The organism is Streptococcus sp. SM5, assembly GCF_027497975.1.
In genome coordinates this window covers 1-11,678 of record NZ_JAJNSC010000024.1, presented here as the reverse complement: position 1 = coordinate 11,678, position 11,678 = coordinate 1, and the positions used below count along the sequence as shown (strand labels likewise).

Below are 11,678 nucleotides of genomic sequence, written 5' to 3'. Positions count from 1 at the left end.
CCTAGAAGTTCCTATCTAATAGTTCTCTGTATATGTGAGCTACTTTTTCCAGAGAATAGCGAGAGGCTAAGGCTAGATTTTTTTCATTTAATAGATAAAAATCAGGCTGTTCCATCTCTTCTATCTTTTGAATCAACTCTGATTTGGTTTTAAACAAGTTGATGGCATTGGACTGGCCAGCATAGAAACGATGAGCAATATCCACATCCGATAACAAGGCTAACAAACCTTGACTCAAGGCTTCAACACAGGCATTGGCAAATAACTCTGTGTAACTTGCAGACAGATAGCATTGGTGCAGATGATAAGGCACTTCGTTAACGATACCTTTAAAGTGAATGGTTGGTGGCAGGTCGTAGCGATTGCGCAGTTCCTCCAGACGCTCCTCTGTACCACCATAAAAGGTAATCTGGGACTTGGAGCCACGTTTGTAGAGTTCGATAAAGGCTTCGATGACAAACTCAACATTCTTGCCTTCTCCCATATGCCCCACTAAGCAATAGTCCAAAACAGGTCCGATTTTTCTTAGCTGACCTAGTTTTTCTGTAAACATGGGTGGCAGGAATCTTGTCTGGTAACCTTCTTGCGCCAAGCTTTCTGTCAACTTTTCACTGGCAACTAGATATCTGTTTGCCTTGCGTAGATTGGCGAGGCGTAAGTCTCGCATGATATTTTCATGGACAACTTCATAGTAATTTTTATCCGTGTTTTCCATGTAACGCCAGAGGCTAGGTTTGGGAACGATTTGTTGGTCACGGATAAAGAGGTCGGTTTGCTGAGCCCATCTAGCTAGGAACTTGACCAGCAAGTCTTCCTCAGAACAAATTTCTCCCTCAATGCGGTAGATATACTCTGGATAAAAGATGGTGACAGGTGAGGGTTCTTTGAAAGGATCGATATAGCGTCCTTCAAGAGCCAGTTCTCCATTTTCATGATACCAACGAAGTTCCTTTTCCTTGAAATCTTCAAACAAGAAAGGTCCCTTGGTATAGTAATATCTTCCAGAGCCATCTCCAAGGGTAACAGAGGCCACAAAGCCATCTTCATTGAGCTCGACCTGATCTCCGTCTGCTAGTGTTAGACTTTCTGGTCTTACAGTCAAATCTGCATGCCCCATATCTGAAAAGCTATGAGGAACGCAGAGCAATTCTTTTTCTAAAAATCCTAACTTGATCAAGTCTTTCTTCCAGTCAGGACGAAGCTGAGGGCTCGACACTATGTGGACATACTCCAGACCCAAATGTCGGGCTATGCGAGCGCGATAGGCCTGAGTGCTCTCAAAACCGTAGCGATGGATTTCCTTGGCTGGATGGATAGTGATAATTCTCGACATGCTATACACTCTTTCTCTATTATTTTCTGTTTACAAACGAAAAACCACCCTCACAAAAAGGCGAGGGTAGTTCATCCGTTACAATGCTTGGGGATTTCCTAGCAAGTTCCCCCTCAAAAGGACTTTATGCTATTCTATCACAAAGACCGACCATCTGCAAGATAGACTGACTTAGGCAGGATAGCTTGAGGGAGTTTTCTTATGATTTATAAATCGATTCTCTGAAATCATCTGTGCTACGTAGGTAGGCATTATAGATTTTTTGTTTCAAGAGATGTACCCAGCTTGCAGGAGCATGGCTTGTCGTACGGTCAATATTAGCCACATCTTTTGCCACTGCTTGATCGATGAGTTCTTGCATTTGAGCTGCTGAACGAATTGTAATCTCCTTGCTGCTGTTTGGTACACCAAGTTCGTACTGAATGGTGATTGGTTTCAACTGGTCTTGCTTCCGAATACGTTGATCAAACATATCCTTCTTGAACTCAGCCCATGAACCATATTTGTTGGCAAAGACATTTTTCAAGACGAGGCTATCAGTGATGAGTCCCACATCTTTTCGGAGCCAATCTGAATAGGTAATGTCCCCATTGCGTTTAGCTTCTTCTGCATATTGGTTCGATACATATGGTAAGAAACCATCTTGGTAACCTTTTTCTGCCAATAATTCGTAGGCTGTCTTTCTAAACATGACATCACCAGGCGCACCCTTTGGATTGCTAAGGGCCGCATAAATCGGTGAGAACATACTGATAAGATGATAGCCATTACGAGTATAGTCGCTCTTATCACGGTAAGCCCGACGGTTGATGATATCATTGTCAATCAAGGCATTGAGACTGGTTAGTTTGCTTACTTCTGTATCTGTCAGTGGACGAACAGAGTTTCCTGCATGCGTTTGTTTATGGTACTTGTCCTCAATGTAGAAATTCTCTATTTTTCTAAACCATTTTTTCTTAACATCGTTAGACTTAGTTAAAATGGCATTGGCTTCCATAGCGTCCAAGGTGTACAAGACATCGTACATACCGTGAACATACTCTTGCAAGGCTGCCGCTGATGTAAAGCGGCTTGTCGGGTCATAAGTATGCAAGCGAGTTGGTGAATCCTTATCCCCTTTATAGAGGGTATTCAAGACAATAGCATCCTTATCTAGGTTGTCAGCAGATTGTAACAGACCTAGGGCATACAACTCTGCTCCCAATCCTTCACGACGACCTTTTCCTTCAAAGTAAATATGTCCGTCAGAATTGTGAACCATTTCATGAGTATAGACAGATGTTCCGTATTTATCCAACAAGCGGTCGCTGACATAGTGAACCTCAGAACCGTTGGCATAAGCTCCAGCTCCCTTACTTTCCCCATACCACTTACCAGTTGGTCCAAAGAAGTTGTAGATCGAATCAATGGTCTTATCAGACAGGGTAGCCCAATAATACTTGCTATTGCTATCTTTCATACCAAAGCCATCTGAAACCATGATCGAACGGAAGAGTTTTTCTTTGTATTCCGGTGAAAGGAGATGGTACCAGATATCGTAGTGGTCTCGTTGCCATTCAGCCGACTGGTTGACCTTAGCACGAACATACTGACGCAGTTCTTCTCCTGACAAGACTGTATTATTGACACGGTCACGGTAGCGTTCGTAGCCACCAAAGGCCAAGGTAGAAAGGTTTGAAATCACATAAACATCCTCTTCTGGCAACGTTAATAGCGGTAGGAGCATGTTTTTTAATTTCCAACTTGGGGCCGTAATACGGTCATAGACTCCCAGTGTATATTTACTATCCGGTGTAGCTGACTCTTGTTTGGCACGCACTTCTGGAATAGCTGATTTGCTCTCTACAATATAGGCCTTGCTATTTGTCTTCAACCATTCATTATTGGTTTTAATTGGTAGGAAGAGTTTTCTGTAAGACTCTAGTAAATCAGTCACTGTCTTACGACCTTTTGCAGCGGCCAACGTTGTTTCATAGGCACTTGTATTATTTGATGCCTTGAGATTTTCCATACCGCTCTGACCTAGGGCAATGATGGTATCCAAGGTTGAAGCTTTGCTATTGCCGTCAAAGTCAAATTTATAGGTATTGAGGTCCTTGGTATTGATGTGATCATAGTTGATATTGTACCAGCGATTGAGGTAGGTCAAACCAAGCAAGAAAGCTTCCTTGTTATTCTTGATTTTCTCACTGATGTAGGTTGCTACACTATCTCCCATCGTATTGATAGACTTGTCCATGGCTAGTACTTTACGGAGATGTTCACCGATATTGGCCTTGACTTTTTCAAATTCTTTATCCAAATATAGTGGATCAAGTGAAGCATCTGCCTCAATACCAAGGACTTTTCTCATGGCTGCTGAGTCATATTTGACCCCTTGCAAATCTGCTAAAACCTGATCGGTCACTTTCGTATAGTCAGATAAAAAGGCCTCTGGTGTAAATATAAAGTTTTTACCTGCTATACTGTACTCTGCAATTTGTGTGTTTTTGAAGTTTTCTTTGTAGTTGACATCTAGATAACTGATTGTATTATCAGCAAAATGCAACATAAGCTTATTGATAACTGCTTTATTGGCCTGAATATCTGTGATGATGTCATTGTCCTTCATTGGTACAACATCCAGCAGTTCTGTGGTATAGAGCTTATCAGTAGGATCGACTTGATTTCCATAGTGAACCACTAACTCTTTGTTGTAGAAAGGCATCAATTTCTCGATATTGTGATAAGCAACTTTTCGACTAGCTTGGCCTTGACTTAACTGAGTATAGTCCACACTTCGTTGATTGTCCTTTAGCGTTTGACCTGTATCGTCTAGTGTCACTGTCATACCATAAGACTGGACCTTTTCTCTAGCCTGATCTTGGGTGATTGGAGTCGCATAAAAATCGGCCTTCTTGTTCTCAACAACAGTGCTAGCATCTTTGATGTCCGCTCCCTTATATTGGTCTCCTGTGATGCCATAACCATCTCCAGTATTAACCATGCTAACGACATGATGGATACGACCATTTTGCCATGTAGAGCCAGCTATACCTCCGACACGTGGATAGGTTGTCGTATTGAGGATGGTTCCACTTGCTAGTGCATGAGAGACCAAAGCACCACTTTGAACTTTCCCTACAATACCTCCAGCAAATTGGTCATTGTTGCGGGCATTGCTAGAAATACTTGTATCAACAGCTACCTTATCAATCTTAGCCTTATTACCAGATAAGAGTCCTGCTATACCTCCCACATAGTAAGGAGAAGCATCCGTATGCTTGGCCTGAATGCTACCTGTAAAGGAACTATTAGTAATTTCTGTATCTTGAGCCTTCGCTACCAAACCTGCAACTGACTTGCTACCTGTCAATTGACCTTCTACAGCTACATTACTAATCTGACTATTAGTAGCTACTTTTGCTAGGCTGGCTGTGTCATCTTGACTCTTAATCGCTACTGCTTTAAGGTCAATATCTTGCACAGTAGCCTTGGTCAAATTATCAAACAAGGCTGTCTTCAGGTCATAAATCGCAAATGGCTTCCCATCACTCGTACCGATAAGATGACCAGTGAAATTACCTGTCACATAGCTGGTTTGTCCCTTAGCTAAGGATACCTCATCGGCTGTCATATCAGCCCCCAGTTTAAAGGTTCCAGCGAGATTGCCTTGCATGGCAGCAACCAGTTTCTTGAAGGAAGTATAAACTCCATCCTTGGCAAGTTTTTGCTTATCCACTGTGAAGCTATAGTTATCCTTGTATGCTGAACCTTCCTCTTGAACCAGTTCGTTGAAGGCAACGGTTACCTTATATTTCCCATCAGCTGTTTCCTTAATAGAGCTAACTGGTAACAACATTTCCTTCATCTTGTCTGATTTGACTTTGACAAAATAAGGTGACAAGTCGCTTGGTACTTCTGATAGGTTCAGATAACGACGGTAGTGACCATCTTCCTTACCATAGAGACCAACCTCATCTATATCTTTGATTTCAATTTTCTTATAGTCTAACTGAAAATCTTTCGTCAATACTTCTGTACTTTCCTGATCAGATTGACCTAGATTATAGGTTAGATAAGTCTTAATTGTATAAGGAGTATAGTAGTCCAAACCATCAATCGTTTGCTGAACGGATAAATCTTTCAAATCCACTTCTTTAATCAGTGTTCCATTTTGAAAAATTTGGGCCTTGGCCTTAACAAAAGCAGACGTTGGGTCATCTAAGCGGTAGTTGACTGCTACTGCTTTTTTGCTCTCATCTTTAACAAGATTGGTGATTTCAACTGTTGGTTTGGTTTTAACAAGACTGCCAACCTTGACAATCTCTTTGGTTGGTTCTACTTCTGTACGTGAGATTTCCTTGCTAGCTTCCACCTTACCATCTACGAGATAATCTTCATACTCGATTGTCCGTAAACCGTCTTTTCCTTCCTGAGCAATTTCTCGATGATTTTTTAAGATAGTCGCATCTTCAATTTCTTCAGTTTCATGAGGAATGGTTTCTGTTACTGTACGGTGATTGCTTGTCAAAGGCAGTTCAGGAAGAGTCTCTACTACAGCAGCCTCACCCTCGTGACCCGACTCTTGGGTACCTTGAGTGCTGATTGGATCTGTATACGCTGGTTGAACTGGTTGAACTAGAGCCTCACCATCATGACCTGACTCTTGTGTGCCTTGAGTACTGATCGATGCTGTGTAGGCTGGTTGAACTGGTTGAACTAGAGCCTCGCCCTCATGACCGGGCTCTTGCGTACCTTGGGTACTAATTGGAGCTGTGTAAGATGGCTGAACGGGTTGAACTAAGGCTTCACCCTCATGGCCGGGCTCTTGCGTGCCCTTACTGCTAACAACTTCTGTAGACTTTGGCACTGTTGGCTCAACTGGAGCTCCCTCCTGAGGACCTGTGTAAACTGGTAGTTCTGATTGAACCAGGGATTCGCCTTCATGACCTGACTCTTGTGTACCTTGGGTGCTAACGGGTTCTGTATAAGTCGGTTGAACGGGTTGAACTAGGGCATCGCCCTCATGACCTGGCTCTTGCGTACCTTGGGTACTAATTGGGGCTGTATAAGACGGCTGCTCTGCTTGGATTAGGGATTCGCCTTCATGACCTGACTCTTGTGTTCCTTGGGTGCTAACGGGTTCTGTATAAGTCGGTTGAACGGGTTGAACTAGAGCCTCGCCTTCATGACCTGACTCTTGTGTTCCTTGGGTGCTAACGGGTTCTGTATAAGTCGGTTGAACGGGTTGAACTAGGGCATCGCCCTCATGACCCGGCTCTTGGCTCCCCTTTGCTTGCACTACAGTTTCATTGTTTTTTTGTAGTTGAGACTCTATAGGAGAAGGTGTTCCTCCTTGTTGTTCCTCTATCGTTGAGCTATCTACATTTTCTAAGTTAGACTTGCTGTCATGCGCCTTCTGTTTATCTGATTGCTTAACAACGTCTACTTTATTTTTCACATATCCTATGTATGTATAACCAGGAATATCAACCGGGGCTGGCAAGGCATCTCCTGCCTGAACCGATAGTTGAGTGTTATAAGCAGCTAGTGTTTCGCTAGTCAAGGCAAGGACAGTTGGAGACAGCAACTGGCTTCCTAGACTGGTTACTAACAAGAATCGACTAATCTTACTCTTGCCATCACGTCCCTTAAGAACTACTACAATCAATAAACTAAGGCCTGCCACTAAGGCAGCAGTTCCTAGAGAAGAGCTAGCTCCTGTGTTGGGTAGTACTTGATTTGCTCGATAAACAAGATAGTAGGTAGCATCTGTTTCTTCCGCTACTTGTGGTAGGGATGTAACTAAGAGAGTCTTCTCTTCATCAGTCAAATCCGACTCTAAAACATAAGTATAATTAACGGCATGAGATTCTTGGGCAGATACAGTCTGTAGGCCAGTTCCCATCAAAAAGAAACACGCAACTGCTACAGATACAAGGCCAACTGCCAATTTTCTCAATGAGAAATTCTGTCTTTTTTCTCCACTAGTTTTGAAATTCATATTCCCCTCTTTTTACATTTTTAAATTAGCATATTAATTTATAGCAAAATATACAACTCTTCCCATTATACATCAACTTTTTAAAAGATTCTAGGGATAGATATGCAAATAAGGGAATAATAAAAGGCATTCCTAAAATTAGATACCTAACTTCTGGAACACCTATCATATTTCTAAATTTTTATTTCACAACAAGCTCATAACGTGTCTTGCTTGTAAAGGTTTGACCGGCTTTAAGAATGACTTGGTCTTTGAGATCACTGTGAATGGCATCTGGTAAAGCTTGCGCTTCAAGTGCAATCCCATTGTGCTGTACCATTGGCTGACCTCCTATGATGACACTCTCATCCACAAAGTTTGCTGTGTAGACTACAAAGCATGGAGCCTCTGTCTTGAAAAGCAGGAAGCGACCTGAGTTTTGGTCATAAAGAAAACCAGCATTGTCATGACCTGCAGGAAGGGCAAATGGATGGTCTAAACCAGACACTAGCTGGATTTGCTCATCTTCTTCTGCAAAGATATCCTTCAACAAGGCACCATTGTAGATGTGTTTGACCACATCACGATTGGCATCTGGAGTTTTGGCAGGAACACCGTCGGGAGCTATTGGGTAAATCCCCTCTGTGTTTAGTTGGAAGACATGACGGTCAATCGTCTTTGTGAAATCACCAGACAAGTTGAAATAGCTGTGATTTGTTGGATTGACCAGCGTATCCTGATCTGTCGTTACCTTGTAGCTGATTTCGTAGGCACCAGTTTCTTCTAAGTGGTAACTGATCCAAATCTTGAGATTTCCAGGAAATCCTCCTGTCCCATCTGTACGCTCTGTGTAGAGGGTCAAGCCATGGTCGCTCACCTCGACCAATTCAAATAAACTAGAATCCCAACCAGTTGAACCACTATGGTTACAGTTGCTAGCATTGTTGACTTCAAGGTCATAGTTCTTGCCATTAAGCTCAAAGGTCGCACCTGCAATACGGCCTGCCACAGGACCTACGCTAGCTCCATGCTTGGGGCTATTGCCTACATAGCTATCAAAATCATCAAAACCCAAGATAACATTGGCAAAATTTCCAGCCTTGTCAGGTGTGACATAGCGCAAGATAGTCGCACCATAAGTCATAACCTCAAGCTGGTAGCCACCGTCCGTCTCAAAGCGATAGGCCAAGACATCCTTGCCCTCAACATTTCCAAATACACGCTCTGTGTATGCTTTCATTCTCTTCTCCTTTTTCTATTTCTCTCAATCAAACAAACCATAGAAAGCGAATTGACAATCTATGGTTTACTTGTATGATTTACAAACCCCTTTATCAAGAATCTATAAACGCAGTCTTACTTTTGATATTCGTGAATGATAACACCTTGTACCACACGGTTTACGGTACCTGTAGGAGAAGGTGTATCAGGTTTATTTTCTACCTTGAGTGAAGTCAATAAGGCGAAGAGTTGGGCATAAACAATGTAAGGGAAGACACGGTAAATATCATTCAAGACACCGCCACAACCAAGGGCCACTTCTTTGACATTTTCAAGGCCAAAGGCTTGATCACTCAAAAGCACAACACGACGAGCAATCTGGTCACTAGCAACTTCACGAACCAAGTCCAAGTCGTACTTACGAGTGTAGTCTGTCGTTGTACCAAAGACCAAAACAACTGTATCTTCGTTAATAAGAGATTTTGGACCGTGACGGAAGCCGACTGGGCTTTCATACATGGTCGCAACTTGACCAGCTGTCAATTCCAAAATCTTGAGCTGAGCTTCGTGAGCAAGTCCAAAGAAAGGACCAGCGCCAAGGTAGATGACACGGTTAAAGTCTAGGTCAACAAGTTCTTTGACATCTTCTGCACTGTCTAGAACTTTACAAGCAAGACTAGATACAACTTCAAAACGTTCAGATTTCACAGCAAATTCTGTAGGATCAAAGACCAAGAGAGCTGTTAACATCATAGACGTAAAGCTAGAAGTCATGGCAAATCCAGCGTCATTAGAGGCTGCTGGTTGCAAAAGCAAAAGATTGCGTTCATCACCATGGGCTTGAAGAGCCAACTTACCGTCCGCTGCACAAGTAATCGTCACTTGATAAAGCTCATCCACCAAGGCTTTGGCCAAATCAACAGTCGCCACACTTTCAGGCGAGTTCCCACTACGAGCAAAAGATACAAGGACAGTCGCCACATCTTTTTTCAAATAGGTTTCTGGATTGGCAACGATATCTGTTGTCGCAATAGCATTGAAATTCCATTTGCGTTCGTCATAGACTTCCTTAAAGTAAGGTACCAAGGTATCTCCCACATAAGCAGAAGTCCCCGCACCTGTCAAGATAACCTTGATATAGTCATGTTTATCCGCAATCTCTTGCAGGAAGGCTGCAATTTCTTCACGTTTTGCTTGATAAGATTCAAAAGCTTCTTTCCATACATCAGGCTGTTGGTAGATTTCACGTGTAGTGATTTCTGCCCCCAATTCAATCAAGTCTTCTTTTGTATAATGTAACATTGATTCCCTCTTTTTCTATTAAATATGGGAATGGGAGTAAGCCCCATTCCCATGTATATTCTATATAAAATGCTCTAACGATTTTCACGTTGTCACATCTTATACTCAATGAAAATCAAGGACCAAACTAGGAAACTAGCCGCAGGTTGCTCAAAACACTGTTTTGAGGTTGCAGATAGAACTGACGCAGTCAGTAACATATACCTACGGCAAGGCGACACTAGTATGGTTTAAAGAGATTTTCGAAGAGTATTATTCATCTTCGTCATCATCGAAGCCAGCTAACAGGTCATTAACTTTAACGATGCTTTCTGCAGCACGGTTCTTATAGTCCGCATCTGCACCTGTAAGGCTCGCATTGATAAATTCAATCACCATTGGAAGATTCATCCCTGCGTAAAGTTCGATGTCACGACCTTCCATAATCAAACGGCTGACCACGTTACATGGTGTTCCACCGAGAAGATCCGCAAAGACTAGGAAATCATCCAAACCTTCAATAGCAGCTTCAAATTTCGCAGTAAATTCTTCTGGACCATCTTCTGGAAGAAGAGCCACTGCATGAATATTGTCTTGTGGACCCATGATCATTTCAGTGCTACCTTTAAGTTCTTCACAGAAGCGACCATGACTCACCAAAATTAATGATTTAACCATAAATTATGCGCCCATTCCAAGCAAGAATTTACCGATGAATGAAAGACCTAATGCAAGAGCAATGATGATACCAATTGCTTTTGTAGAGTTCATACCTTTCTTACCAAGCAACCAGAAGATAAAGGCAGTAAAGATTGCTGGAAGCAAGCGTGGGAAGATTGAGTTCAAGATGTCTTGGAAGTCAATCATCTTTTCACCGATTGGCAATTTATAAGAAACTTCAAAGTTGATCATTGTTGCTACAAGAGCACCCATCATGAAGACACCAAGTACAGATGCAGCGTCAATCAAAGCTGTCAAAGTACTTTGCATGTTGTTGATAAGGTTAACCCCTTCTTTGTAGGCAAATTCCAACTGTTTCCAACGGAAGATGTCATACGCTACTGCAACTGCGATCCAAAGGAAGATACCCCATGGTTGGCCAGCGATAGCCATAGTTGCTGCGATAGATCCCATGATAGCAGGTACAAGTGAACCGAAGATTGTATCTCCAAGAGGAGCGAATGGTCCCATCAAACCTGTCTTGATACCGTTAACGGCATCTTTTGAACCTACTCCATCTTTTTCTTCCATGGCAAGGTCAAAACCAGCGATAATAGTGTGGAAGAATGGTGAAGTATTGAAGAATTGAGTATGAACTTTCATCATTTCTTTCAATTCAGGAGTTCCATCCCCATACATTTTACGCAATTGAGGCAAGATCATGTAAAGGTAACCAGAAGCTTGCATACGTTCGTAGTTCCAGCCTAATTGGAAAGTAAACAAGCTACGTTTGTTGATTTGATTAAAATCTTCTTTTGTAAGTTTGTAATTAGAATTCGTCATCTTCGATTTCCCCACTTTCTGATGGTGTAGAAGGTGCTGCTACAGCTACTTTTTGGCTATTTTTGAAGTGAAGCACTGCAAGGAAGATACCTACGATAGAGATACCAATCATAGACAAACCTTTGAAGTTGTTCACGAAACCAATTTTTTCAGCAACATCTTTAGGTAGAGTACCGATAACACCTGCAACTGCTCCACCAAGACTTTGTACGTTTGAGTAAAGAACAGTCAACATAGCTGTCAAACCAAATCCCATAGCAAGGTAGTGAAGGTTACGTTTAACTGGAAGGTAACGAAGCAAGATAGCGAATCCAAGACCTGGAAGCATACGACCTGCAAGAGTCAAACCGTCTGCAACCCATTGGTATTCTTTAA

General features: G+C 42.3%; 7 protein-coding genes. All 7 read right to left on the bottom strand.

Going from position 1 to position 11,678, the window contains the following annotated elements:
- Position 1: 1 nt before the first annotated feature.
- The gene (locus PAN07_RS14310) at positions 2-1,333 is read right to left on the bottom strand and encodes a glycosyltransferase (RefSeq protein ID WP_269798173.1); all 1,332 of its coding nucleotides are present in this window, start codon (positions 1,331-1,333) and stop codon (positions 2-4) included.
- Positions 1,334-1,532: 199 nt separating this feature from the next.
- A complete protein-coding gene (locus PAN07_RS14305; RefSeq protein WP_269798172.1) occupies positions 1,533-7,319 on the bottom strand; it encodes a ZmpA/ZmpB/ZmpC family metallo-endopeptidase in 5,787 nt (1,928 codons plus the stop codon).
- Positions 7,320-7,500: 181 nt separating this feature from the next.
- Positions 7,501-8,538: an aldose epimerase family protein gene (locus tag PAN07_RS14300; RefSeq protein ID WP_203213032.1), complete on the bottom strand. Its 1,038-nt coding sequence runs from the start codon at positions 8,536-8,538 to the stop codon at positions 7,501-7,503.
- A gap of 116 nt (positions 8,539-8,654) precedes the next feature.
- Entirely contained in the window at positions 8,655-9,821 is a 1,167-nt protein-coding gene (locus tag PAN07_RS14295; RefSeq protein ID WP_269798171.1) for an SIS domain-containing protein, read from the bottom strand.
- Between the two features lie 252 nt (positions 9,822-10,073).
- A complete protein-coding gene (locus tag PAN07_RS14290) occupies positions 10,074-10,478 on the bottom strand; it encodes a PTS sugar transporter subunit IIA (RefSeq protein WP_000240985.1) in 405 nt (134 codons plus the stop codon).
- Between the two features lie 3 nt (positions 10,479-10,481).
- Positions 10,482-11,303: a PTS system mannose/fructose/sorbose family transporter subunit IID gene (locus PAN07_RS14285; RefSeq protein ID WP_070842459.1), complete on the bottom strand. Its 822-nt coding sequence runs from the start codon at positions 11,301-11,303 to the stop codon at positions 10,482-10,484.
- Positions 11,290-11,678 (bottom strand): PTS sugar transporter subunit IIC (locus PAN07_RS14280; RefSeq protein ID WP_269798170.1); only part of this gene is annotated, 389 nt, incomplete at its 5' end. The genes PAN07_RS14285 and PAN07_RS14280, both read right to left, overlap by 14 nt.

Coding starts and splice junctions, on each gene's coding strand:
- PAN07_RS14310 (WP_269798173.1), bottom strand. CDS start 1,333: ATGTCGAGAATTATCACTATCCATCCAGCCAAGGAAATCCATCGCTAC.
- PAN07_RS14305 (WP_269798172.1), bottom strand. CDS start 7,319: ATGAATTTCAAAACTAGTGGAGAAAAAAGACAGAATTTCTCATTGAGA.
- PAN07_RS14300 (WP_203213032.1), bottom strand. CDS start 8,538: ATGAAAGCATACACAGAGCGTGTATTTGGAAATGTTGAGGGCAAGGAT.
- PAN07_RS14295 (WP_269798171.1), bottom strand. CDS start 9,821: ATGTTACATTATACAAAAGAAGACTTGATTGAATTGGGGGCAGAAATC.
- PAN07_RS14290 (WP_000240985.1), bottom strand. CDS start 10,478: ATGGTTAAATCATTAATTTTGGTGAGTCATGGTCGCTTCTGTGAAGAA.
- PAN07_RS14285 (WP_070842459.1), bottom strand. CDS start 11,303: ATGACGAATTCTAATTACAAACTTACAAAAGAAGATTTTAATCAAATC.